This window comes from Planococcus sp. TJ-201 (assembly GCF_058268495.1).
On the sequence record NZ_JBZDOG010000002.1, the window covers coordinates 357,773 to 382,967 of the forward strand.

The following is a 25,195-nucleotide window of genomic DNA, read 5'->3' on the forward strand; positions in this document are numbered from 1 at the left end:
TTCTATTCGAGAAAATCTTTCAAACGCTTGCTGCGTGAAGGATGGCGGAGTTTACGCAACGCTTTCGCTTCAATTTGGCGAATCCGTTCACGTGTAACGCCAAACACTTTGCCTACCTCTTCTAATGTCCGTGTACGGCCATCGTCTAAGCCAAAGCGCAGACGAAGAACGTTTTCTTCACGGTCCGTCAAGGTGTCCAAGACATCTTCCAATTGTTCTTTCAACAGTTCATATGCCGCGTGGTCAGAAGGCGATTGCGCATCTGAATCTTCGATAAAGTCACCTAAATGCGAATCATCTTCTTCCCCAATCGGTGTTTCCAATGAAACCGGTTCTTGAGCGATTTTTAGGATTTCACGTACTTTTTCAGGCAGCAAATCCATTTCTTCTCCGATTTCTTCTGGAGAAGGCTCACGGCCCAGATCCTGAAGCAGTTGGCGCTGTACTCGGATCAATTTATTGATGGTTTCCACCATATGAACCGGAATACGAATTGTCCGTGCTTGGTCAGCAATGGCGCGTGTGATGGCTTGGCGAATCCACCAAGTGGCGTAAGTGCTAAATTTAAAGCCTTTTGAGTAGTCAAACTTTTCAACGGCTTTGATCAAGCCCATATTTCCTTCCTGAATCAAATCCAGGAACAGCATGCCGCGTCCGACATAGCGCTTCGCAATACTGACGACCAAACGCAAGTTAGCTTCAGCCAAACGCTTTTTCGCTTCTTCATCACCTTGTTCAATCAATTTTGCTAAACGGACTTCTTCTTCCGCTTTCAGCAAGTCAACACGCCCAATTTCTTTCAGGTACATGCGGACAGGGTCATTAATTTTAATGCCGGGTGGTACGCTTAAATCGTTCAAATCAAACTTGTCTTCAGTTGGCTTCATCAAACGGTCTAAGTGTTCCTCGTCATCGGATTTTCGTTCCAACTCGATGCCATGTCCTTCTAATTGGTCGATAAACTCTTCTACTGCATCGGATTCCATTTCGAAAACCGCTAATTTGTCAGCAATTTGTTCGTAATTTAGCTCTCCGGTTTTTTTACCTGTTTCGATCAGCTGTTTTTTGGCTTCCTCAACAGTTGCTTCCGGACCTTCAGTAGTCAATGGTACATTGCTTGCTTCAACTTCAGTTTGGCGTTCAGACTTCTCTGCCATGTGACTTCCTCCTTTAAAAAAAACCGGAATTAACTTACAATGATTTTCGTAAAGCAATCACTTCTTGTGCAAGAAGCAAAGCGCGCTTTAAGTCATGCTGTTTTTCCGCTTCTTTTGATTGCTGGATTTTTAGATTGATTTGCTGTTCGACCCGATGTTTTTTTAAGTGCTTTAAACAATCGGAAATTTCTTCATCTGCATGTTCCGGATCACGTTCAGACAATGCAGTTTCCATAACAAGTTTGCGAAGTTCTGCATCCTGTAAGGTCTCCAGGAATTTGTGGAAATCAGCTTTGTCCCATTCCTCATAAAAACCGAGCAATTGAACATACAGCGCTTGGAATTCTTCACTGACAAACGGGATGCCGCTGGCTTCGGCTGCTAACTTATCCATAACACTTGGATCTGCCAACGCATGTGACAGCAGCATCCGCTCCGCCCGGTGCAACGAAGTGACTCGCTTTTGCTCTTTTTTGACCGCCTTGATTGCAGGTGGTTCAGGGCGGTTTCGCTCAATCGTTTTGTTTTCAAGCTTTCGATAATGCTGTAAAATCGCTTCTTGAGATAATCCGGTTTCCTCTGATAATTGCTTTATATATAAATCCCGCTCTAAAGGCGAGGACCTACCGGCTAGTAATTGCAGCACTTCCTGAATATACTGAAGCAAATCATTCTCGTATTGAAAATTCTTGTGCCTGCGGGCGTGCATCATTGCGAATGCAATAAAAGCATGGGGCTTTCCGATAATCTGCTCTTTAAAAGCTTCGGCTCCGTTTTCGCGGACAAAATCATCCGGATCCATCTTGCCTGGCAAAACGGCTACTTCTACTTTAAAATTATCTTCGTTTAAGGAAATCGCTGCTCTTTTAGCAGCTTCCCAACCTGCATCATCGCCGTCAAAACATATTACAACTTCCTGTGCAAATCGTTTCATTTGCCGAATGTGCTGTGCAGTGAGTGACGTGCCCATTGTTGCTAAAGCATTGTCAACTCCTGCTTTACCCGCTGCAATGACATCCATAAACCCTTCAAACAAAATGATTTTCCGATTTTTGCGTATGGCGCTTCTGGCATGATGCACATTATAAAGCACTTGGCTTTTTTGGAAAATCGGAGATTCCGGGCTGTTCATATATTTCGCTTCTTGTTTGGTATGTTCAAGGACCCTACCCGAAAAGGCAATGACTTTGCCCGTTTCGTTCATGATCGGAAACATGATTCTACCGCGGAATCGATCAAAATAACCGCTTGACTGCTCACGAGGGATTGCCAATCCGCTCGATTCCAACTCTTCTTCGCTAAAGCCTTTTCGCTTGAGCGCAGACGCCATGTAATTCCATTCCGGGAGCGACCAGCCAATTTTATTTTTTTCGATCATTTCCCGTGTAAAGCCCCTATTTTCCAAATAGTCCAATGCCACTTGGCCTTCTTCCGTATTCAACAGAATATGGTGGTACATATCCGCAGCAAACTCGTGCATCAGGATCAATTGATGATCGCTTTTAGATTGCACAGGACCGGATTCAGCAGAACTCTGTATATCAACCTCAATGCCTGAACGGCTTCCGAGTCTCGATAAGGCTTCCTGAAATGATAAATTTTCAATATCCATCAAAAATGTGATGACATTGCCACCAGCTCCACAGCCAAAGCAATGAAAGATCTGCTTGTCGGCAGTGACAGAAAAAGATGGTGTGCTTTCTCCGTGGAAAGGGCAAAGACCGAACCAGTTGCGGCCTCTCTTGGTTAACTGAACATACTCACCGACGACATCCACAATATCTGTGCTGGACCGAATCTTTTCAATCACTTCTTCAGGAACTCGATTGGACATTTTTCTCACCATCTTTGTTTGCTTATCTTACTTTATTCGTGATTGAAAGACAAAATCCTTCATTTTTCGACAAAAAGATAAAGCAAACTATTTTATCCAATAGTAAGCTTTAGCCACAATTCTTCATTATAAAACGTTTATATCAAAAAATCTAGCAAAAAGAAAGAAAAACCGCCTGTGCAGGTGGTTTTCCCGAAGTTACTTTTGAAGTTTGCTTAGGATTAAGTTCGCCGTTTCTTCTACTGCACGATTCGTCACATCTACAATTTCGCAGCCGATGCGGTCCACTACTTTGTGAAAGTGGCTAATTTCTTCGTGAATGCGGTCGATTTTAGCGTAGTTTGCATCATCGTTTAACCCAAGAGCAATCAGCCGTTCTTTACGGATGTTATTCAATTTATCTGGCGAGATCACTAGGCCAAAGCATTTCTCCGGATCCACATGATACAGCTCATCCGGCGGGTCTACTTCAGGAACCAATGGAACGTTGGCAACTTTTAGCCGCTTGTGTGCTAAATATTGAGAAAGCGGTGTTTTGGATGTTCTCGAAATGCCGACCAAAACGATATCAGCCATCAAAATGCCGCGTGGATCGCGTCCATCGTCGTACTTGACCGCAAATTCAATTGCTTCTACTTTTTTAAAATAATCATCATCCAGTTTTCGGACCAAACCGGCTTCTTGGAGCGGCGGCGCATCTAGCTCTTTCTCTAACGCATCTAAGAGTGGCCCCATTAAATCTACAGCTGTAACGTAAAACTTTTTTGTTTCAGACTGCATATAGTCCCGCAGTTCTTGAGACACCAAAGTATAGACGATAAATGCTTTTTGAGCGACAGCCAACTTCACAATTTCTTGCAGATGATCGATCGAATCAATATACGGAAAACGTTTGAGGATTGCATTTTGGTCTGCGTTCAAGTATTGGCTGATCGCTGCTTTTGCGACCAGTTCCCCTGTTTCTCCGACCGAATCGGAGACAATGAATAAGCGGAGTGAATTCATAGTTGGCACCTCACAAATCGTGGTTTTCCGATAACGATAAAAACGCACGAGTAATATTCGTTTTTGTTAGTCTGCCGACGACCTTGAAGCCATCCGGCTGTTCTTCCACTACTGGCAAGGCATCGATTTGCTGATTGATGAGGCGATGCGCTGCCTGGATGAGTGATTCGTTTTTTGCGCAATACGTAATGTTTGGCATGCGCGTCATAATGATATGTACAGGAATTGCAGATAGATTCTGGCTGCCCAAACTTGCGCGCAGCAAATCTTTTCTTGACAGTACGCCAGTGAGATATGATTTTTTGTCCACAACAAAAAGCGTACCGACATCATCCAGGAACATTTGGCTGATGGCGTCATAAACGCTGACATCGTCCCTGACCACAACCGGAATCGATTGGAAATCCTTGACCTTCATATTATTCATCGTATCGGTGACATCCTGTCCCGGTTTTTTCCCCGAATAAAAATAGCCAACACGCGGACGGGCATCTAGAAAGCCTGCCATTGTCAGGATGGCTAAATCAGGTCGTAATGTAGATCTAGTTAGGCTCAAACGATCCGCTATCTGTTCGCCAGTAATCGGACCATTGCCTTTCACAATTTGAAGAATTTCTTCTTGCCGTTTATTGAGTTCGATTGGACTCACCGCCTCAAAATATAAATATGTGATACTCAATACCAATTATTATATACTAATCAACGTGATATTGCGAAGAAAACATTGCCGTGATACAATATGTAGGAACTTAACACAGGCAACGACGGATAGATAAGTACTGTAAACAAAAGCGAGCAGGGATGGTGTAAGCCTGCAACTACAGGAAAAGGTGATCCAGAGCCATTTACTATTTTAAGCGGACTGCATTTTGCAGTCAATCGAGGTGGAACCGCGGGTCTTAACGTACTCGTCCTCGGACATGTTAACATGTCCGGGGATGGGTGCGATTTTTTATTTTATGGAGGTAATTTTATGTCAATGGAAGATGTAGTAGCATTAGCAAAACACAGAGGATTTGTATTCCCTGGCTCTGAAATTTACGGAGGGTTGGCCAACACATGGGATTACGGCCCGCTCGGCGTCGAACTCAAAAACAATATTAAAAAAGCATGGTGGAAAAAATTCGTTCAAGAATCCCCTTATAACGTGGGATTGGACGCTGCCATCTTGATGAACCCTAAAACATGGGTCGCTTCAGGACATGTCGGCAACTTCAATGACCCAATGATCGACTGCAAAAGCTGTAAAACACGCCACCGCGCAGACAAATTGATCGAAGATGCATTGGATGCAAAAGGCATTGAATTGATCGTCGACGGCTTGTCGTTCGAACGCATGGCGGAACTGATTCAAGAACACGAAGTAAAATGCCCGACATGCGGCAAACAGGACTTCACGGATATTCGCCAGTTCAACTTGATGTTCAAAACGTTCCAAGGCGTCACAGAAGCTTCAACAAACGAAATCTTCCTGCGTCCAGAAACGGCTCAAGGAATTTTCGTCAACTATAAAAACGTCCAGCGTTCTATGCGCAAAAAAATGCCTTTCGGGATTGCCCAGATCGGAAAAAGCTTCCGCAACGAGATCACACCCGGCAACTTTACGTTCCGGACGCGTGAATTTGAACAAATGGAGCTGGAGTTTTTCTGCAAGCCTGGTGAAGATTTGGAATGGTACGCTTACTGGCGCGACTTCTGCAAAAAATGGCTATTGGATTTGAATATGGCGGAAGACAATATGCGCCTGCGCGAGCATGACCAGGACGAACTTTCCCACTATTCAAATGCGACGGTTGACATCGAATACAAATTCCCATTCGGTTGGGGCGAGCTTTGGGGCATTGCAGATCGCACCGACTTTGACCTGAAACGTCATATGGAGCATTCTGGAGAAGATTTCAATTACATCGATCCGGCAACCAACGAACGCTTTGTACCTTATTGCATCGAACCTTCTCTTGGAGCTGACCGTGTCACACTGGCTTTCCTTGTAGATGCCTACAGCGAAGAAGAGCTGGAAAACGACGACAAACGTACAGTGTTAAGATTCCACCCGGCATTGGCTCCTTATAAAGCAGCTGTATTGCCATTGTCCAAGAAATTGGCAGAAGGCGCAACTGGCGTATTTGCTGACTTAGCGAAACACTTCATGGTGGATTACGATGAATCTCAATCCATCGGCAAACGCTACCGCCGCCAGGATGAAATCGGTACTCCGTTCTGCATCACTTACGACTTTGATTCGGTTGAAGACGGCCAAGTAACCGTACGCCACCGCGATTCCATGGAGCAAACACGCATGCCGATCGCTGAAGTGCAAGCTTACATCGAAAAGCATATCCAGTTTTAATACGAAAAGCGGAAGTGCCTGATCAGCTCTGACAGGCATAAGGCAGACCGGCAGTGTGGCGTTCTTTGCCACACAGTCCGGGTTGACTTATGACCCGAAGAGCTAGGCACTGGAGTCTGGACACTGAAAAGCGGAAGCAGCCGGGTAGAGTCGACGGGCATAAGACGCGCTGGCGAAGCGGCGTTCTTTGCCGCACAGCCAGAGTGGCTTATGACCCGAGAATCTGGCTGCTGGAGTCTGGACACCGAAAAGCGGAAGTGCCTGGTCAGCTCTGACAGGTACAAAGCTATTTCTACACTTTTTTTAAATAAAGCAAAACAAAAAGAGTTGCCAAAAGACTATTCGTCTTTCGGCAACTCTTCTTTTTTCGGCAAAAATTCAGGTGTCCGTTCCAATTGTTCAAGGAATTTTCGTGACTTTAAGCGAATGCCTGCTTTTTCTTCGTAAATCGTGCGGACGATTTGTTTGAGCAAGGTCTTGGATTCTTTTTTCAAGGTCAAGGAGCCTACTCGTTCAATCGGCACAAAGTAGAAGGTGCGGATCAGTTTCACTAAAGCCGGACTCAAACGAATAATATAGCGATCAATATGGAAGCAGCGATGGCAGAGAAAGCCGAGTTCCTGAAACGAAAAAGCAAACTCTCCTTCAGTCGCGCCGCAGTTGGCACATTCGTGCAGCGTTGGCGCAAGGCCCGCCACCTGAAGCATCTTCCACTCGACAAATAAGGTGATCGCTTCTGGATCATGGCCATCATCGATAGCATGAAGTGCCTGATACAGCATATCGTAGATGACCGGCTGCGGCTCATCCTGCTCCGTTAACCGGTCAACCAATTCAGTCACGTAACTGGCATAAGCGGTCGACATGATGTCTTCCCGAATATGCCGCAGCGATTCCAGCGGATCACCTGCCTGCAATGTGCCCATGCCTCGTCCTTTGTAGATGGAAAAACTGCCATGGGTAAACACTTGGGTAATCGCGGCTAGCCGACTGGCTGGCTTTTTTGCCCCTCTGGCCATACAGGTGATTTTCCCCGCTTCTCTCGTAAACAAGGTAACAATTTTATTCGTTTCGCCATACGGCATCGTACGGATGACAATTCCCTCTACTTGATTTTGCATGGGAAGGACTCCTTAGTATTCGTCTTCTCTGAAGCCGAAATCACGTAAATGCATCGCTTTGTTGCGCCAATCTTTTTGCACTTTGACCCAAAGCTCTAAATACACTTTCGAACCGAGGAGATTCTCGATATCCTGGCGTGCGCGTGTACCAATTTGTTTGAGCAATACCCCTTTTTTCCCAATGACAATGCCTTTTTGGGAATCTCGCTCAACCATAATGATGGCCTGAACACGAATCATGTCTTTGTTTTCAGAATCCGGTGCAATTTTTTCAATGACCACGGCAATTGAATGCGGAATTTCCTCGCGCGTCAAATGCAAAGCTTTTTCACGGATCAACTCAGAAATAATAAAACGCTCTGGGTGATCTGTAATTTGGTCAGCCGGGTAGTACTGCGGCCCTTCTGGCAGTCGCTCGTTAATTTTCGCCAACAAAGTCTCGACGTTATTGCCTTCCAATGCTGAAATGGGAATCGCTTCTGCAAAATCAAATTCTTTGCGGTAGGATTCAATAATTTTTGGCAAATTATCCGGGTGCACTTGATCGATTTTGTTAATGACCAAAAATACTGGCACATCAATGCCTTTCAGCATTTCCAGTACATAGCGGTCTTCCTTGCCGACACGTTCAATACCGCTTGCAACAAACAGCAGTACATCCACTTCACGGAACGTATTTTTTGCCACTTTCAGCATAAAATCGCCTAATTTATGGCGCGGTTCGTTGATCCCTGGTGTATCGATGAAAATCATTTGGCTTTCGTTGGTCGTCACAACGCCCTGTACTTTATTGCGTGTAGTTTGGGGCTTGTCGCTCATAATGGCTATTTTTTGCCCCACTACTCGATTGAGAAACGTTGATTTGCCGACATTTGGACGGCCAATGATGGAAATAAACCCTGATTTGAAGCCGTTATTCTCTTGCTGCATACTTTAAATCCTCCGTTGAAAATGCGCCAGGGAGCAATTCACTGATAGTCGTTTCCTGGACGTCACCTTTTAAGTTTGTTAAATAAACCGGCATATCCGGTGAGCAGAACTCTGCCAACACTTGTCTGCATGCACCACAAGGCGATACAGGGCCTGGTGTATCTGCAGATACCGCAAGTGCCGTAAAGGTCTTATCGCCTTCAGACACCGCTTTAAAGACGGCTGTGCGTTCTGCACAATTTGTCATAGAATAGCCTGCGTTTTCGATATTGCAGCCCAAATACACTTTTCCATCAGCTGTCAGCAACGCTGCGCCGACAGGGAATTTTGAATAAGGCACATATGCATTGCTGCGTGCCGCGATCGCTTGCTCCATCAATTGTTCTTTTTCCATGTTTATCACCTCTGCGAATTTATAACCATTTTGGTAGAAATATCAGTAACCCAATTATAGCACTTGCCACGGCAAATACCAAAACAGCACCTGCCGCCATGTCTTTTGCCTGTTTGGCTAATGGATGCAGCTCAGAAGTCGCCAGGTCTACGACGCGCTCAATAGCGGAATTCACCATTTCCAAGGCGATCATACCGCCAATCAGCAGAATAACCACCAGCCATTCTACGTCGGACAAACCCGTCAAAAATCCTGCAAGCACTACCACCACGGCTGCAGCTGCATGGAAGCGGATATTTTGTTCTCGCTTTAACGCCGTAGCAATTCCTTGTGCTGCAAACTGGAATGAACGAAAAAACCTACGCGCCGCCATGTTGATCACGCGTTATGCCGAGTGAAACCAAAATTTCTTCTTGACGGGAAAACATTTTCTTTTCATCTTCATCTGTCATATGGTCGTAGCCCAGCAAATGCAAAAAGCCATGAATGGCCAGAAAACCCAATTCCCGTTCGAATGAATGGCCATAATCCGCAGCCTGCTCTTTTGTCCGGTCGAGCGATATGATAATGTCACCAAGCATGCGCGGTTCTGTGGAACCAATGATGGCCGTTTCGCCTTCACCCAGCTCTTCCATAGCAAACGAAATAACGTCAGTCGGCTGGTCTTTGCCGCGGTATTCACGGTTGATGTCGCGAATCATTTCATTGGTGACAAAGGTCACTGACACTTCAGAGGCTCCTAAGCCTTCTTCTTTTGCAGCGTGCTCCAATATTTTTTGCACAAACGCAAGTTCCTGCTCGTTCAGGCTTTCTGTTTCGTCCATAAAATCGATGGCGATCATAGCAGTTCCTCCTATCAATTGGTTTCTTTCGGATATTCAATGCGGGAATGGAAAATGCCATTTAAGGTTTCGCACATTACCGCCTTTACTTTCTTCAGCTCTTTTAAGGATATATCACATTCCTCGAATTGCCCATCTTTCAGTTTATCTTCTACAATGGCATCCACCAATTTTTTTATTTTTTCTGAAGTTGGTTCTTTCATCGAACGGACGGCCGCTTCTAAGCTATCTGCAATGCAAATAATGGCGATTTCTTTGGTTTGCGGTTTTGGTCCTGCGTAGCGAAAAGATTCTTCTATGATCTCTGGATCGGTTTCTTTTGCTTTGTAATAAAAGAATTTCAATAGGCTGGTGCCGTGGTGTTGCGCGGCTACATCCACGATCTCTTTCGGCATTTTGTACTTGCGGAGAACTTCAGCTCCCTGAACCCCATGCGCCAAAATGATATCCCGGCTTTTTTCCGGCGGCAGGCGATCGTGCGGGTTTTCGATATTTACTTGGTTCTCTATGAAAAACTGCGGCTGTTTGGTTTTGCCGATATCGTGGTAATAGCAGCCCACTCTTGCCAGTAATCCGTTAGCTCCAATTGCCTCACACGAAGCATCGGCCAAATTGGCGACCATTAAACTATGATGATAGGTGCCAGGTGTTTCCATCAGAATTTTTTTCAACAGGGGATGGTTGGGATTGGATAATTCGATCAACCGCATCGTCGACAACATCCCAAATGCCGATTCGAAAAACGGCAGCATACCGATTGCTAATGCACCCGACATTAAACCTGAAACAACTGCAGCTGCGAAATAAAAGCCAATCTCTGACCAGCTGTATTGTGTTTGGCCAATTAGCAGGTAAAAAGCAACAAACAATACATTCACGCCAGCAACTGCCAAACTGATCTGCATGATGCGCCCATGGCCCCCATCCCGGTCAATCAAGTAAACGGCCGCGAGCCCTCCTAAAAGAATGTACAGCGCTACATCTACTTGCAATGAAGAGGTATGAACGCTTTGCAGCATGATGCCCGCGGCCGCACTAATCAGAATCGTCACATAGACAGCTGCCCGTTCATTGACCAGCAACCTGACAAGCATACCAGCTAACGCTGTTGGAAAAAGAAAAGCAATCACCAATTCAAAGTTTTCACTGACAGCGTATATTAATTTCATAAGCGCCAATGAAATGGTAATGACCACAAGCATGACTAGAAATTCAGTTGCTTTTCCTCTTTCATCTTTGGTTGATCGTGACATCACTGCCGCCAAAAGGCCCATTGCGATGACCACAAAAATCAACAACCCAAGAAGCGGCCTGTAGTTTCGCTGTTCTTCCGTCATTCCAGCAAGTTCGAGTTGGCGATAAACTTCTCGGTCAACCACCTGACCTTCTTGGACTAGTACTTGACCTTGAAGAATGCGAGTAGGCTCCACGCTGTTGCGAACCTGTTCCACTTGCTCTGCGGTTAATTCTTCATTGATCAGCTCGTTTGGAATAATTCCAAATCTACCAATGGTTACGGCCGCCAGTACCACATTATCGGGAATTTGTTCGCTTCTGCGAATATCTTGTTCGATTTCAGTCCGAATTCGCGCCACTCCTTCTACCCGCAGCGGTTCTTCCAAATAATTCTGGAGAAAACGGTCTAATTCTTCTTGAACACTCAGCAGACTATTTGTAGAAAGCGACAATAAAGCATTCAGCATTTCATCTGTTAAACGCAAACCATTTTCACTGGTTTCCATGAGCCGAAGATCTTCGCGCAGCTGCGCCAGCAGTGCTTCAGAAGATGGCCCACTTTCGTCCTCTTCCGGTACTTTTTTGGCATCCAGCAAATAGCCAAAAAGAGATTCAACCACCGCAGATTGATTGTCGGCAATTTCCTCAACAAACTGATAGCTTGGTTCTACTTCTTCGGACACCCGCTGCCTTTCAAGCTCTGTTTTAATCGGATCTTCTACTGTTTTTTCAGAGCGTATCGTTTCTGGGGACAGCTGAAACAAGTTTATATCGTATGTATTTCCCCGAACTGAGTCCAATAAAAAAGCATATAAGATCAAGCCAGCTAATAAAATTCCCATCATCATTAATTTTCGATAGCCCAATTTTCTAAAAATCGCTAGTGCTTTTTGACGCACGTCTCTACACCCCGCATTCCATACATCCATCATAACAATTACAGAAATGGATTTCACCGTGAATTTCTAAAAATTTGAAATTATCTCCAATTAAATGAGTCAGAATTTTAATATGAGTTTCTCCAATACAAAAGGTGCGGAAATATAAACTTCCGCACCTTTTGTGAATTTCATTATTATGTTGGCTGCCCTTCATAAGCTTCAATAATTTTTGCCACGAGTGGATGGCGGACGACGTCCCCACTTTCGAGATACTGAAAATGGATATTGCGGACACTTTTTAAAATGGTTTCGGCTGCGATCAATCCAGATTCGGCGCCTCTCGGCAAATCAATCTGCGTCTTATCACCGGTAATAATCATTTTCGAACCAAAACCAAGGCGTGTCAGAAACATTTTCATCTGAGCTTTTGTGGTGTTCTGTGCTTCATCTAAAATAACAAATGCTTCATCCAACGTGCGCCCTCTCATATAAGCCAGCGGAGCGATTTCAATGGTGCCGCGTTCGATAAAGCGATTGGTCTGTTCCAATCCCAGCACGTCATGCAGGGAGTCGTATAACGGGCGAAGATACGGGTCTACTTTTTCCTTTAAATCACCTGGCAAAAACCCTAGGCTTTCTCCCGCCTCCACAGCCGGACGCGTCAAAATAATTCTCTTTACTTGGCCGTTTTTAAGAGCCTGCACGGCCATAACGACTGCCAAATAGGTCTTGCCTGTACCAGCGGGCCCAATGCCGAACACGAGATCCTTGCTGCGCACAGCTTGGATGTAATGGCGCTGGCCAATGGTTTTCGCGCGAATCGATCTTCCATTCGCATTGCGCGCGACTTCCTCGTCATAAAGTTCTGCAAAATATTCAATTGTTCCATTTTTCGCCATTTCAATAGCTGAGACAATATCCCGCTGGTCGATATTAATATTTTTACGGATGACCCGCAGCAATTGTTCAATTAATAATTTCCCTATATGCTTGCCTTCTTCAGAACCCGACAGCTTAATGACTTCCCCACGGGTGATAACTTGAATATCAAAAGCTTCTTCAATTAATGTTAAGTGATTGTCTGATATCCCGAGCAGCTGAACCGCTTCATTTGGGTCTTTCACATGTAATTCTAGTAAGTTGTTTTCTGTCATGTGGACGCTCCTTGGAATCGAGTATTTACTGCTAATTTCACTCTATCATTAAAGATAATCACTTGTAAAATATTTACCTTGTATTGCTTAACCACGGCAATTCCCCTTTCAGGATTTGGTATTTTTAAAAAAGCAGAAAAATCTAAATGGACTGTTTTACCCAAAGAAGTTGACATAATAATATTATTCAAATAAAAAAGCCGCCCAGTGTTTTCACTGGCCGGCTGCTGCTATCTTTTGGACTTTGGCGGCAATAAGATCTCCGCCATGATGATGCCTCTTCGAATGTCATCACTGCTCAGTGGCAGTAATTCATCCATATCTTTCTCAACTACAGGAGCAGAACCACCGCTTCGCAGTACACGAGCTTCAGTTTCCTTTATGCGGTCGTGTATCTCGTTCCGTGTTTCTCTCGGCGGAACTCGGCGTTGCACTTCTTGGCGCACTTCCCGTAAAGGGGTGCGATTGACTGCTTCTTCGATTTTTCTTTCGGCTTTTTCTGCAAGTTCTGGTCGTTGAGCTTTTTGATTCTGCAGTTCCCCATAAATTTCTTTCGCATAATCTTCCACTCGTTTGAACGTTTTTTGTCCGGACCGCCTGTCTGTACCAGTTGTTGATCTTGTCGAGACAGGTTTAGCCGGAGCATCATCGGCTGAATCTTTTTTGCCTTTATTGAAAAAAGCACTTACCGCCATGATCACCAGTCCAAATATGAGAGCCTCCATACGACAAACCTCCCTTATGGCTACCGCCGATTATTTATCGTCGGATTTGTCCATGCCTGTTTTCGAGATGGACTCCCGCATACCTGTATCTGCTTGAACATTTTTGTAATTGACGTAATCCATGACACCAATGTTGCCAGAACGGAGAGCTTCGGACATCGCCAATGGCACTGCTGCTTCGGCCTCGACAACTTTCGCTCTCATTTCGACAACTTTCGCTTTCATTTCCTGTTCGCTAGCTACAGCCATTGCACGGCGCTCTTCAGCTTTTGCCTGTGCAATTTTCTTATCTGCCTCTGCTTGTTCTGTCTGCAATTCTGCACCGATGTTTTTGCCGATATCAACGTCGGCAATATCGATCGATAAGATTTCAAAAGCTGTACCTGAATCCAATCCTTTAGAGAGAACTGTTTGAGAGATTAAGTCAGGATTTTCAAGAACTTTTTTGTGGCTTGTGCTCGAACCAAGTGTTGAGACAATCCCTTCACCAACACGGGCAACGATTGTTTCCTCACCTGCACCACCGACTAAACGGTCGATGTTAGCACGAACGGTAATTCTAGCTTTTGCTTTTACTTCGATTCCGTCCATCGCAACACCTGCGATAAATGGTGTTTCAATAACTTTCGGGTTTACTGACATTTGAACCGCTTCCAGCACGTCACGACCTGCAAGATCAATCGCTGCTGCGCGTTCAAACGGCAATTCGATATTGGCACGGTGAGCTGCGATCAATGCATTCACTACGCGGTCAACATTACCACCAGCTAAGTAATGGCTTTCCAGTTGATTGATGGTTACTGTCAACCCTGCTTTTGATGCTTTAATCAATGGATTTACGATCCGTGATGGAATAACTCGGCGTAATCTCATACCGATCAGTGTAAAGATGCTGATTTTCACTCCAGCGGCCAATGCTGAAATCCATAATGTAATTGGCACGAATGTGAAGAAAATTGCCAAAACGATGATGATACCTATTATTGCTGCACCTAAACCAATTGTTTCAAGTCCCATTGTTTTATTCCTCCTCTAATTTTTCAAGTTCCCGAACAACGATACGCGAACCTTCTACCTTGATAATCTTAACATCTTTTCCACCATCAATGAACCTGCCTTCAGATACAGCATCTATACGTTCGTCGTCCAGCTTGATGGTACCGGACGGACGAAGCGCCGTCACCGTTAGCGCAATTTTGCCAACAAGCTCCGGGCGATTTGTAGTCGATACATAGCCATGTTCCGTATCGGTGGCATCAGTCAAGATAATCCGTTTGAACAAATCCAGCCGTTTACCAAAGAATTTCACTACAATCACCATCCCTACTGTTGCTACTATCATTGCAATAAGTACTGCTATGGCAGTGGACTTAAGGTCTCCACCCGCTAACAAAACGCTGCCGATAATGGCCGCTATTCCCAGGAACCCGGCAACACCACCTGGAATGATAAATTCTGCGACCAACAGGCCAAATCCAATCACCAACAAAATGATGGACTCGTACCCTGCCAACCCGGCAACCAAATGCCCGTAAAAAAACAGCATCAGGAATGTCAGGCCGATAATTCCAGGAATTCCGACACCTGGCGTAAACAATTCAAGCAGCAACCCAAGCCCTGCAAATGACAAAAGAATTGGCACAACTAACGGATTGGTCAGAAAACGAGCGAGACTTTCCGAAAAAGTTTCGTCAACCATCACAACAGTGGCATCTTCTAAGCCTTTTAATGCAAGCAGCTCATCAAGAGAAGAAACGCTTCCTTCCGAATAGCCTACCTCTAAAGCTTCTGATGCACCGAGAGTCAATAATTCCCCTTCATCCACTCCCAACTCAGGGATAGTAGCCGAAGTATCTGCCATTGCCAGAGCATAGATAGGATTACGTTTGGCTGTCTCAGCCGCATTTCGCATGGATGCGAGCCAAGCACTATTGGCTTTGTCTGCAGCTGCATTTCCGCTTTGATCAATCACTTGTGCCGCGCCCATGCGGCCATTGGGATGCATGTATATCTCATCATTATGCAAAGCCAGGAAAGCCCCTGCAGAAAGTGCATCCTGATTGATAAAAGCCAGTTTTTCGAGCGAAGTTTTATTCAGCGAACGCGCTATCCCATCTGCTGCATCGACAAATCCACCCGGTGTATCAATTTCAAAAATAATGGCTTCAGCTCCAGCTTCTTCCGCTTCTTCAATGCCCCGTTCGATAAAAGCCTGCAGTCCTCTTTCAACTTCATCTTCGATTGGTATGACATAAACTGTCGAAGTGTCAGCCTGGATAGCCGGGAGCATGAGCAGAAACGATAACAGTAAAAGTCCAAAACCTAAATAGACTTTGACTCTGCTCAATGGGACCTCTCCTTTCACGTTACAGATTTACTGTTTGTATATATACGGATGAACAGGAATTAGGTTTCATTTTTCTAGGATATACTTGATGAATGAACACTTTTCTTCCTGTCCTGTTCCACTGCTTACTAATTAAAGCCTATAAACAGAAATTTTTTAAATATTGCCTAAAGTATATCTATTTTTATTATAAAGGAAAGTTTCTTCAATAACGAAGTAATGCGCTTACAAATGTGACAATTAGAAAAACCGCCAACACGAAGATCCGTGTTGGCGGTTTAGGCTGGTCGTTCATATTTTTTAAAAGTCATTATACTCGTTAAAGTCAATTAAAATTTACGTTTACGCGCAGCTTCTGATTTTAGTTTACGTTTCACGCTCGGCTTATCATAGTACTCGCGCTTTCTTACCTCTTGCATTGTTCCGGATTTAGAAACAGTACGTTTGAAGCGGCGAAGAGCATCTTCAATCGATTCGTTTTTACGAACGGTAGTTTTTGTCATCTCTTTTTCCCTCCCTCCGAACACACGTTGAAGCGAAGAACAACAAGTGTTATATACTCAAAAATTATATCGTATTCTCAAAGAAAGGTCAATAGTTAATAATCAGAATCTGAAGTTAACCCTTGCATGATTTTCACGCCAGAGCTGGCACCAATACGTGTAGCTCCTGCTTTAATCATCGCTTCTACGTCTTCCAGGCTGCGAACGCCCCCAGATGCTTTGACGCCCAAATCGGCACCGACTGTTTGGCGCATCAATTTTACATCTTCAATTGTTGCTCCGCCCGTAGAAAAACCGGTAGACGTTTTGACAAAGTCTGCTCCTGCTTCTTTAGACAGTTGTGAAGCAGTTACTTTCTCTTCGTCTGTAAGCAAGCAAGTTTCAAGGATCACTTTTACGATCGCTTTGCCTTTTGCTGCATTGACGACTGCTTCAATGTCTTTTTTGACGTGATCATTATTGCCGCTTTTTAAGGCGCCAATATTTAAGACCATATCAATTTCGCCAGCGCCTTTTGAAATGGCATCTGTCGTTTCGAATGCTTTTGTTTCAGGTGTAGATGCCCCCAGCGGGAATCCGATAACCGTGCATACTTTCACACCACTGCCCGTTAATGCTGTTGCTGCTGTTTCAACCCAAGTCGGATTGACACAAACAGATGCGAATTTAAACTCGGCCGCTTCTTTACACAATTGAACAACTTGGCTTTCTGTCGACTCGGGCTTTAATAAGGTGTGGTCAATATAAGATGCAATGTTTGTCATGAATAAAATCTCCATTCTATTAAAAAGTCATTTTGTTTACCAGGTAATTTCCCCCAACCGGGAAATGTCGCTGCAGCTCAGTGCCCTGTATGTTGATAGTCTTTAGAGTACACTCTCAGCTTTATTCGAATTCGCAGGAAATAGCAGCCAGTGCATACAAAGGCGCCGTTTCTGTCCGCAAAATTCGTGGTCCGAGAGAAGTAAAGGTGGCATCAATATTTTTCAGTGCTTCCACTTCGGCATCAGAAATGCCGCCTTCAGGACCAAACACAATCAGGACTGAATCTTTATCATACAACGATTTCAAAGTTTCAGCAAACCGCTTTCTGCTGCCTTGCCGCGCCTCTTCTTCGTACGCAACAATCACCATATCATACGATTCAGCCTGGTTTAGCAGCTGCTTAAAACTATAGATGCTGTGAATTTCAGGAACATGTGTCCTGTGAGACTGTTCAGCAGCTTCCTTGGCAATTTTTTGCAAACGCCCAATTTTCTTCTCACTCTTGGAACTGTCCCATTTTACGATGGACCGTTCTGCAGCAAATGGCTGCAGCGCGAACATCCCAAGCTCGGTCGCTTTTTGAACAATCAAATCCAGCTTGTCGCCTTTTGGAAGCCCGCAAGCAATGGTCACTTTTTTTGGCAGCTCTACTTGCGTTTCCAAAACTTCTCCAAGCTCTACTTCCACCTCAAATTCAGTTGAACGGATCGTTGCCAAGTGAGCCTTGCCTTCCATAACCGCAATCAGCTTTTCTCCAACGGTTTGACGCATAACTTTGGCGATGTGCTTTGCATCATCGCCAGTTATCGCCACTATTTGATTTTCAGGAAGCTGTCCTTCTATAAAGTATCGTTGCATCGTGGCACCCCGTTATTCAGGTTTTTTTGAAATGATGGTAACCCAGTCTTCCATCATCATAATGTCTTCAATCACAAAACCGGAAGTTTCCAGTGCCGCTTTGACGTTATTTTTTTTCGCTGCGATAATGCCTGAAGTAATGTAGCGACCACCCGGCCTAACAATATTGAAGGCATCATCTGTGAACGACATAATGACTTCAGCCAAAATATTGGCGACTACTACATCACCTGGCTGGTCAATTTTGTCAACCAGATTGCCTTCTTCCACTGTCACTGTATCTTGCACTTTGTTCAACTTAACATTGATGGTTGCTGCTTTTACAGCGATGTCATCCAAATCAAGTGCATAGACTTCTTTAGCGGACAGCAATGCTGCTCCAATCGCCAGTACACCAGATCCTGTTCCGATATCAATGACCCGGTCGCCTGCACGAACGGTTTTCTCCAGAGCTTGGAGACTCATCACCGTTGTTGGATGGGTTCCTGTCCCAAAAGCCATTCCCGGATCCAATTCAATGATCAGTTCATCACTCGAAACTGGATTGTAAGTTTCCCACGTCGGAACAATGGTGAAACGCTCGGAAATCTTGACAGGGTGGTAATATTTTTTCCAGGAAGTTGCCCATTCTTCTTCATTGACTTCACTGATGGTTATTTCGTTTTTGCCAATGTTAATGTCGAATGAGACCAGGTTATTGATGGCCAGTTTAATGGCCTCGACGGTCTCTCCGAGAAAACTGTTGACCGGCAGATAGGCCTTTAGAATAACCCCATCTACTGGAAAATCGTCCGGATCCAGCGAATAAATTTCGCCAAAACGATATTCCCTTTCTTTTGTCAAATCTTCTGAGTCCTCGATGACAACTCCACTGGCTCCTGCTTCGTGCATGATGTTGGAAACCGCTTCAATTGCCTCATTTGTCGTATGGATCGCCAGTTCTGACCATTTCAATTGTGCCCAGCTCCTTTTTCATTTTTACAGGCAGCAAGACTCCTGCTTCCTGCAAGAGTCTGCCGTTTGTAAAAATTGAATTGCATTGATAAACAACAAATCAAGTACGTCCACTGCTTCTGCTCTTTTACTCACCTTTGATGGTGCGTTTGATTTTGTCAAAAAGTGAGCTGCTGTGCTCTTCCGGAATATCTCCGCTGATTTCAGCGAATTCACGCAAAAGTTGTTTTTGTTTCTCGCTGAGTTTTGTCTGAGTTTTGATGCGGACAATCACATGCTGGTCGCCAGTTCCGTATCCGTGAACATTTTTCACGCCTTTGCCTTTTAGACGGAAACGTGCGCCGCTTTGCGTGCCGGCAGGGATTTTCAACTTCACTTTTCCGGAGATGGTTGGCACTTCAATTTCATCACCCAATGCTGCTTGTGGATAGGTAATGGAAATATCCAAGTAAATATCATCGCCTTCACGCTGGAACTGCTTATGCGGTCTTACGCGGAACACGACATATAAATCGCCGCTTGGTCCCCCATTGACACCTGGTGCACCTTGGCCTGTGACACGCAATTGCTGGCCATCATCAACACCGGCTGGGATGGTAACTTTGATTTTCTTCACTTTGCGGACTTTCCCTTCACCGCGGCAAGTTGTACATTTTTCTTCGATAATCTGTCCAGTTCCTTCGCAATGCTGGCAGGCACGGCGATTGACCATGCGACCAAAAGGCGTGTCCTGTGTCACATTCATCTGGCCAGAACCTTCACAGTACGGACATGTTTTTTTCTTGGTTCCCGGCTTTGCGCCCGAACCGTCACATGTTTCACATGTTTCGTCTTTTGGAAGTTCTACTTCTGTTTCTTTTCCAAACACGGCATCCATGAAATCGATGGTCATGGAATATTGAAGGTCATCGCCTTTGCGCGGAGCATTTGGATCACGGCGTCTCGTACCGCCGCCAAAGAAGGTGCTGAAGATGTCGTCGAATCCGAATCCGTCTCCGCCGCCCCCAAAGCCTTGATTTGGATCTTGATGGCCAAACTGATCGTATTGTGCACGTTTCTGCTCGTCACTCAATACTTCGTAAGCGTCTTTAACTTCCTGAAACTTCGCAGGAGCATCGGCTTCTTTATTGATATCCGGATGGAATTTTTTTGATAAGGTCCGGTATGCTTTTTTAATTTCTTCTTTAGAAGCAGACTTGGATACGCCTAATACTTCATAGTAATCTCGTTTATTCATAAGTCACTCTCCCTCTAGCAATCAACTGTAATTGTACACGGTTTAAATCGCTGTTGCAAAGACATTGAAAAAGCCAAAGCATGTTGCTTTGCTTTGACTTTTCAATGACCCGTTTATTTTTTGTCGTCGTTTACTTCTTCAAACTCAGCGTCCACTACATCGTCGTTGCCTGGCGCCGCGCCTTCTTCTTGGGATGCTTGCTGAGCTGCTGCTGCCTGCTCATAAGCTTTCATTGACAGACCTTGCAGGATTTCCTGAAGCTTGTCTTTTTTCTCGCGAATGTCGTCAATGTTGTCTGACTCCAATGCCGCTTTAAGTTCATCGCGTGCATCTTCCGCTTGTTTTTTCTCTTCTTCTGATACCACTTCACCAAGATCAGCGATTGTTTTATCAGTTGTGAAGACAGCTTGATCGGCTTCGTTGCGAAGTTCAACTTCTTCTTTTACTTTCGCATCCGCATCTGCATTTTCTTCCGCTTCTTTAATCATGCGATCAATCTCTTCATCAGTCAACGATGTGTTGGACTGAATAGTGATTGTCTGTTCTTTCTGAGTTCCAAGATCTTTCGCCTTAACGCTAACAATACCGTTTTTATCGATATCGAATGTTACTTCGATTTGAGGCACGCCACGCTGTGCTGGTGGAATATCTGCCAACTGGAAACGGCCAAGCGTTTTGTTGGCTGCTGCCATCGGACGCTCACCTTGCAATACATGAATATCTACAGCTGGCTGGTTGTCAGCAGCAGTTGAGAAAGTTTGGGATTTTGAAGTTGGGATCGTTGTGTTGCGCTCGATCAATTTTGTGAATACACCGCCCATTGTTTCGATACCAAGTGATAATGGCGTTACGTCCAATAATACAACGTCTTTCACGTCGCCAGTTAATACGCCGCCTTGTACTGCCGCACCCATTGCGACAACTTCATCCGGGTTAACGCCTTTATGTGGGTCTTTTCCAGTTTCTTTCTTAACAGCTTCTTGTACAGCTGGGATACGTGTAGATCCACCAACAAGGATAACGCGGTCAAGTTCAGAAGCTGAGATGCCAGCATCTTTCAATGCCTGACGAGTTGGCCCCATCGTACGTTCAACTAATGAAGAAGTCAATTCATCAAATTTTGCACGGCTCATTGTAACTTCCAAGTGAAGCGGTCCCGCTTCTCCTGCAGTGATAAACGGCAATGAGATTTGAGTAGAAGAAACACCGGATAGATCTTTTTTCGCTTTTTCAGCAGCGTCTTTCAGGCGTTGTGTCGCCATTTTGTCTTTAGACAAATCGACGCCGTTTTCTTTTTTAAATTCTTGTACTAAATAATCGATGATCAATTTATCGAAATCATCTCCGCCCAGTCGGTTGTCGCCGGCAGTAGATTTTACTTCAAAAACGCCATCGCCCAGTTCAAGGATTGAAACGTCGAATGTACCGCCGCCAAGGTCGTAAACAAGAATCGTTTCGTCTGTATCCGTTTTGTCTAAACCATATGCAAGCGCAGCTGCAGTCGGCTCGTTGATGATGCGTTCCACTTCAAGACCCGCAATGCGGCCAGCATCTTTAGTTGCTTGGCGCTGTGCATCATTGAAATAAGCTGGTACAGTGATAACCGCTCTTGTTACTTTTTCGCCAAGGTAGTCTTCGGCATAACCTTTGATGTATTGAAGAATCATTGCAGAAACTTCTTGAGGCGTATAGTCTTTGCCTTCAGCTGTTACTTTTTCCTGTGTACCCATTAAACGTTTTACAGATTGAATCGTGTTCGGGTTTGTGATCGACTGACGTTTTGCCACTTCGCCGACTTGGCGCTCCCCATTTTTAAAAGCTACTACAGAAGGAGTTGTACGGTTGCCTTCTGGATTTGGAATAATTTTTGGTTCGCCGCCTTCTAATACTGCGACTGCTGAGTTAGTTGTACCTAAGTCAATACCGATAATTTTGCTCATGATTAAATTCCTCCAATATTTTTATTCGTTTACTTTTACCATAGCCGGACGAAGAACGCGGCCTTTTAGGATGTAGCCTTTTTGCAATTCTTGCAGGACTGTTCCCGCTTCAGCAGAATCATCTTTTTCCTGCATGACGGCTTGGTGGAAATTCGGGTCGAAGGGTTCGCCAACCGCTTTAATTTCTTCAAGTCCTTCACGGCTTACAGCTTCAGTCAAGGATTTTTGTACCATTTCGACACCTTTTAGCAAGGAAGCCGACTCTTCGCTGGTTGTTTGAAGCGATAATGCCCGCTCAAAGTTGTCCAGCACTGGAAGAAGATCCGCCAATAAGGATTGAGAACGGAATTTATTGGCGATTTCTCTGTCTTTTTGAGTACGCCGTTTGAAATTATCATAGTCAGCCAAAAGGCGCAAATATTTGTTTTGTTCAGCTTCAAGCTGCTTGCGAAGCTCTTCAGTTTCATCAACAGCTTCCTCTTCGGCTGTAACGCCAACTTCTGGTGTCTCTGTATCCGCAAATTCTGCCTGCTCTTCTGTTTCCAAGACAGGCTCTGTTGCTTCAACTTGATCAGCCGCTGTTTGTTCTTCAGTTTTTAGGGATTTATTTTTTTTAGGCAAATCTATTCCTCCTTTGTTCACGTTCCTTTAAACATACGGGTCAGTTCTTTCGACAAATCGCCGCTCAATAAATCCAATATCGAAACGATGCGTTTGTAATCCATTCGTTTCGGACCGATGATGGCGATTGACCCTGTCTGTTCTTCACCGATATTATACGATACCGTAATGACACTGCAATCTTCCATTGCCGACAGCGCGTTTTCCGAGCCGATGCGAATATGGAGGCCTTGGCTTCCTACTGGCAAGATCAGCGGAATGTGCTTGGCTTCTTCCATGACATCCATCAAATCCCTGATTTTTTGAAGATCATGGAAGTCCGGCTGCTTCAGGATGTTCAGCTTGCCGCCGTAATAAATGTTTTCGTCGTCATGCGGCAGCAATACCGCATTCCTGAAAGTATGGAACAATTCACCGTAACGCTCAACGTGCTGTTTTAAAATGGTCAGCGTCTCTTGTTCTAGCCGCAAGTGCAAGTTGTTCAGCGACACGCCGACAAGCCTTTCGTTGAGGATATTGGCCATTTTCTCAATATCCGACGGATTGAGGCCCGGCGGAATGGAAAACACACGATTTTCCACATGCCCTGAATCGGTTACGATGATTGCAACCGCCGTGTCTTGCGCCAAAGGAACAATCGACAGCTTTTTGACAATGTGCCGGCGCACATCAGGACCCAATAAAATGGACGTGTAATTGGTCAGTTCCGAAAGAATCATTGCAGAGCGTTTGATGACTTGCTCCGTCTCTGTCAATTTCTCCTCAAAAACCGAGCGCAATTGCACAATGTCCTGCTGTGGCAAAGGCCTTGGTGTCAGCAGGTGGTCGACGTAATAACGGTATCCCTTCTCTGAAGGAATGCGTCCGGAAGACGTATGGGTTTTTTCCAGAAAGCCCATGCTTTCCAAATCCGCCATTTCGTTGCGGATGGTCGCCGGACTAAACGAAATTCCGGCTTTTTTGGAGAGTTGGTTCGATCCTACCGGCTGCGCTGATTGAATGTAATCATCTACCGTCACCTTTAAGATGAGCAGTTGCCGTTCTGTTAACATGATCATCACCTCTGTTAGCACTCTACGTACCCGAGTGCTAATACTACATTAAAATTAACAAATATAATGACCCTTGTCAACGGAAGTGCTTTAAGCCAATAAAAATTGTTCAAACACTTCATTGCCGACAAATCGGCCTTTCTTGGTCAAACGAACAAAGCCTTCCGAGATCTCCAAGTTTTCCTTGGATATTTCTTTATCGAGTATGTTGCCATAAACATCCTGTATCGGCTTTTGGAATTTTTCCTGAAAATGAATGAGCGACACACCCGAAGTTTTTCGCAGACCCAGAAACATTTCTTCTTCCATTTTTTCATGAACCGGCACTTCATGCGTATTCAAAATTGGCCGCTCACCTGCGTCTAACGGTGCCATATATTTTTTCAATGGCCCGGCATTTGAATAGCGGACGCCATCCACATAGCCGTGTGCTCCGGCTCCAACACCGATGTATTCGACATTGTCCCAATACAAAAGGTTGTGGTGCGATTCGAGTCCAGGACGCGCAAAGTTGGAAATTTCATATTGTTTCAACCCGCGGATGTCCATTTCATTCATCAGCTTGTCGTACATATCGGCTTCCAGATCTTCTGTCACCGTATTCAACTTGCCTTTTGTCATCAAATTATAAAACACGGTTTTTGGTTCGATGATCAGCGAATAGGCAGAAAAATGCGGCAGGTCAAATGCAAAGGCTCGCTCAAGCGTATCGTCCCATTGCTGCATCGTTTGCCCAGGCAATCCGTACATTAAGTCAAAGCTCAAATTTTCGAAACCGACCAGACGGGCTGAATCGACGGCGCGTTTCACGTCTGAATTGCTGTGGGTACGCCCCAATCGTTTCAGCAGATCCTCATCGAACGACTGGACACCCATACTCAGGCGGTTGACGCCACCGTCAAACAACACTTGCATTTTGTCTTTCGTCAATTCGTCCGGATTTGCTTCCGACGTCCACTCGAGGTTTGCCGCCATCGGTACGTAGCGATGAATATAGCCCAGCAACTTCTCCAATTGTGCAGGAGTTAGAGAAGTCGGGGTTCCGCCTCCCAAAAAGATGGTTTCCAGCGGATGATCGAGCGCCCCTTGCTGTTTCCATAGCGCCAGCTCTTTGCCTACGGAATCAATATAAGCATCTACCGGCTGATCTTTGAAATACACTTTATTGAAATCGCAGTAAAAACAAATTTGGTGGCAGAATGGAATATGGATATACAATCCTTTAACCATTTTATTTCCTCTTTTCTAATAAGAAAAGGAGGCTGAAATTCCCGCCTCCTTTTTTTCGT

25 protein-coding genes are annotated in these 25,195 nt (G+C 44.9%); 1 reads left to right on the forward strand and 24 read right to left on the reverse strand.

Annotation, left to right across the window (positions count from 1 at the left end; genetic code table 11):
• Nucleotides 1-2 precede the first annotated feature (2 nt).
• The 4 genes from rpoD to ccpN all read right to left on the reverse strand — a co-directional run bounded on the left by rpoD (nucleotide 3) and on the right by ccpN (nucleotide 4,645).
• Entirely contained in the window at nucleotides 3-1,157 is a 1,155-nt protein-coding gene (gene rpoD / locus AC4EG4_RS07505; RefSeq protein ID WP_480334763.1) for an RNA polymerase sigma factor RpoD, read from the reverse strand.
• 34 nt (nucleotides 1,158-1,191) lie between these two features.
• Nucleotides 1,192-2,991 (reverse strand): DNA primase, encoded by a 1,800-nt coding sequence (gene dnaG, locus AC4EG4_RS07510; protein WP_490987429.1) that lies wholly within the window; start codon nucleotides 2,989-2,991, stop codon nucleotides 1,192-1,194.
• Nucleotides 2,992-3,189: 198 nt separating this feature from the next.
• Nucleotides 3,190-3,996 (reverse strand): pyruvate, water dikinase regulatory protein, encoded by an 807-nt coding sequence (locus AC4EG4_RS07515; protein ID WP_490978654.1) that lies wholly within the window; start codon nucleotides 3,994-3,996, stop codon nucleotides 3,190-3,192.
• A 10-nt stretch (nucleotides 3,997-4,006) separates the two neighbouring features.
• On the reverse strand, nucleotides 4,007-4,645 hold the full coding sequence (ccpN, locus tag AC4EG4_RS07520) for a transcriptional regulator CcpN (protein WP_490978655.1): 639 nt from the start codon (nucleotides 4,643-4,645) through the stop codon (nucleotides 4,007-4,009).
• Between the two features lie 324 nt (nucleotides 4,646-4,969).
• On the opposite strand from ccpN, the gene AC4EG4_RS07525 reads away from it, so the two are divergent.
• Nucleotides 4,970-6,346: a glycine--tRNA ligase gene (locus AC4EG4_RS07525; RefSeq protein WP_490978656.1), complete on the forward strand. Its 1,377-nt coding sequence runs from the start codon at nucleotides 4,970-4,972 to the stop codon at nucleotides 6,344-6,346.
• Between the two features lie 338 nt (nucleotides 6,347-6,684).
• On the opposite strand, the gene recO is transcribed toward AC4EG4_RS07525, so the two are convergent.
• The 20 genes from recO to hemW form a co-directional block, all read right to left on the reverse strand.
• Nucleotides 6,685-7,467 carry a DNA repair protein RecO gene (gene recO / locus AC4EG4_RS07530; protein WP_490978657.1) on the reverse strand — a complete coding sequence of 261 codons (783 nt, stop codon included), beginning with the start codon at nucleotides 7,465-7,467 and terminating at the stop codon, nucleotides 6,685-6,687.
• Between the two features lie 12 nt (nucleotides 7,468-7,479).
• Nucleotides 7,480-8,397 (reverse strand): GTPase Era, encoded by a 918-nt coding sequence (era, locus tag AC4EG4_RS07535; protein ID WP_490978658.1) that lies wholly within the window; start codon nucleotides 8,395-8,397, stop codon nucleotides 7,480-7,482.
• On the reverse strand, nucleotides 8,381-8,791 hold the full coding sequence (locus AC4EG4_RS07540) for a cytidine deaminase (protein ID WP_308788035.1): 411 nt from the start codon (nucleotides 8,789-8,791) through the stop codon (nucleotides 8,381-8,383). The genes era and AC4EG4_RS07540 overlap by 17 nt, the downstream gene beginning before the upstream one ends.
• A gap of 19 nt (nucleotides 8,792-8,810) precedes the next feature.
• Nucleotides 8,811-9,164: a diacylglycerol kinase family protein gene (locus tag AC4EG4_RS07545; protein WP_490978659.1), complete on the reverse strand. Its 354-nt coding sequence runs from the start codon at nucleotides 9,162-9,164 to the stop codon at nucleotides 8,811-8,813.
• Nucleotides 9,151-9,633, reverse strand: coding sequence for an rRNA maturation RNase YbeY (ybeY, locus tag AC4EG4_RS07550; protein ID WP_490987430.1), 483 nt, complete (start codon nucleotides 9,631-9,633; stop codon nucleotides 9,151-9,153). The genes AC4EG4_RS07545 and ybeY overlap by 14 nt, the downstream gene beginning before the upstream one ends.
• A gap of 14 nt (nucleotides 9,634-9,647) precedes the next feature.
• Nucleotides 9,648-11,717: an HD family phosphohydrolase gene (locus AC4EG4_RS07555; RefSeq protein ID WP_490987515.1), complete on the reverse strand. Its 2,070-nt coding sequence runs from the start codon at nucleotides 11,715-11,717 to the stop codon at nucleotides 9,648-9,650.
• A gap of 227 nt (nucleotides 11,718-11,944) precedes the next feature.
• Complete coding sequence (locus AC4EG4_RS07560; RefSeq protein ID WP_490978661.1) at nucleotides 11,945-12,904, reverse strand: PhoH family protein; 960 nt, start codon at nucleotides 12,902-12,904, stop codon at nucleotides 11,945-11,947.
• Nucleotides 12,901-13,095: a hypothetical protein gene (locus tag AC4EG4_RS07565; protein WP_490987431.1), complete on the reverse strand. Its 195-nt coding sequence runs from the start codon at nucleotides 13,093-13,095 to the stop codon at nucleotides 12,901-12,903. Before AC4EG4_RS07565 ends, AC4EG4_RS07560 begins: the two co-directional genes overlap by 4 nt.
• A gap of 39 nt (nucleotides 13,096-13,134) precedes the next feature.
• Complete coding sequence (locus AC4EG4_RS07570) at nucleotides 13,135-13,629, reverse strand: YqfB family membrane protein (protein WP_490987432.1); 495 nt, start codon at nucleotides 13,627-13,629, stop codon at nucleotides 13,135-13,137.
• Between the two features lie 30 nt (nucleotides 13,630-13,659).
• Nucleotides 13,660-14,646 carry a flotillin-like protein FloA gene (gene floA / locus AC4EG4_RS07575; RefSeq protein WP_490978663.1) on the reverse strand — a complete coding sequence of 329 codons (987 nt, stop codon included), beginning with the start codon at nucleotides 14,644-14,646 and terminating at the stop codon, nucleotides 13,660-13,662.
• 4 nt (nucleotides 14,647-14,650) lie between these two features.
• On the reverse strand, nucleotides 14,651-15,976 hold the full coding sequence (locus AC4EG4_RS07580) for an NfeD family protein (protein ID WP_490987433.1): 1,326 nt from the start codon (nucleotides 15,974-15,976) through the stop codon (nucleotides 14,651-14,653).
• A 329-nt stretch (nucleotides 15,977-16,305) separates the two neighbouring features.
• Complete coding sequence (rpsU, locus tag AC4EG4_RS07585; protein WP_008431605.1) at nucleotides 16,306-16,479, reverse strand: 30S ribosomal protein S21; 174 nt, start codon at nucleotides 16,477-16,479, stop codon at nucleotides 16,306-16,308.
• 95 nt (nucleotides 16,480-16,574) lie between these two features.
• Nucleotides 16,575-17,243, reverse strand: coding sequence for a deoxyribose-phosphate aldolase (deoC, locus tag AC4EG4_RS07590; RefSeq protein ID WP_490987434.1), 669 nt, complete (start codon nucleotides 17,241-17,243; stop codon nucleotides 16,575-16,577).
• A gap of 121 nt (nucleotides 17,244-17,364) precedes the next feature.
• Nucleotides 17,365-18,102: a 16S rRNA (uracil(1498)-N(3))-methyltransferase gene (locus tag AC4EG4_RS07595; protein ID WP_490987435.1), complete on the reverse strand. Its 738-nt coding sequence runs from the start codon at nucleotides 18,100-18,102 to the stop codon at nucleotides 17,365-17,367.
• Between the two features lie 12 nt (nucleotides 18,103-18,114).
• A complete protein-coding gene (gene prmA, locus AC4EG4_RS07600) occupies nucleotides 18,115-19,056 on the reverse strand; it encodes a 50S ribosomal protein L11 methyltransferase (protein WP_490987436.1) in 942 nt (313 codons plus the stop codon).
• A gap of 127 nt (nucleotides 19,057-19,183) precedes the next feature.
• Nucleotides 19,184-20,293 carry a molecular chaperone DnaJ gene (dnaJ, locus tag AC4EG4_RS07605; RefSeq protein ID WP_490978668.1) on the reverse strand — a complete coding sequence of 370 codons (1,110 nt, stop codon included), beginning with the start codon at nucleotides 20,291-20,293 and terminating at the stop codon, nucleotides 19,184-19,186.
• Between the two features lie 113 nt (nucleotides 20,294-20,406).
• Nucleotides 20,407-22,233: a molecular chaperone DnaK gene (dnaK, locus tag AC4EG4_RS07610; protein WP_490987437.1), complete on the reverse strand. Its 1,827-nt coding sequence runs from the start codon at nucleotides 22,231-22,233 to the stop codon at nucleotides 20,407-20,409.
• A gap of 21 nt (nucleotides 22,234-22,254) precedes the next feature.
• Entirely contained in the window at nucleotides 22,255-22,854 is a 600-nt protein-coding gene (gene grpE, locus AC4EG4_RS07615) for a nucleotide exchange factor GrpE (protein ID WP_490987438.1), read from the reverse strand.
• Between the two features lie 17 nt (nucleotides 22,855-22,871).
• Nucleotides 22,872-23,906: a heat-inducible transcriptional repressor HrcA gene (hrcA, locus tag AC4EG4_RS07620; RefSeq protein WP_490987439.1), complete on the reverse strand. Its 1,035-nt coding sequence runs from the start codon at nucleotides 23,904-23,906 to the stop codon at nucleotides 22,872-22,874.
• Nucleotides 23,907-23,996: 90 nt separating this feature from the next.
• Nucleotides 23,997-25,136: a radical SAM family heme chaperone HemW gene (gene hemW / locus AC4EG4_RS07625; RefSeq protein WP_490987440.1), complete on the reverse strand. Its 1,140-nt coding sequence runs from the start codon at nucleotides 25,134-25,136 to the stop codon at nucleotides 23,997-23,999.
• Between the last annotated feature and the right edge of the window lie 59 nt (nucleotides 25,137-25,195).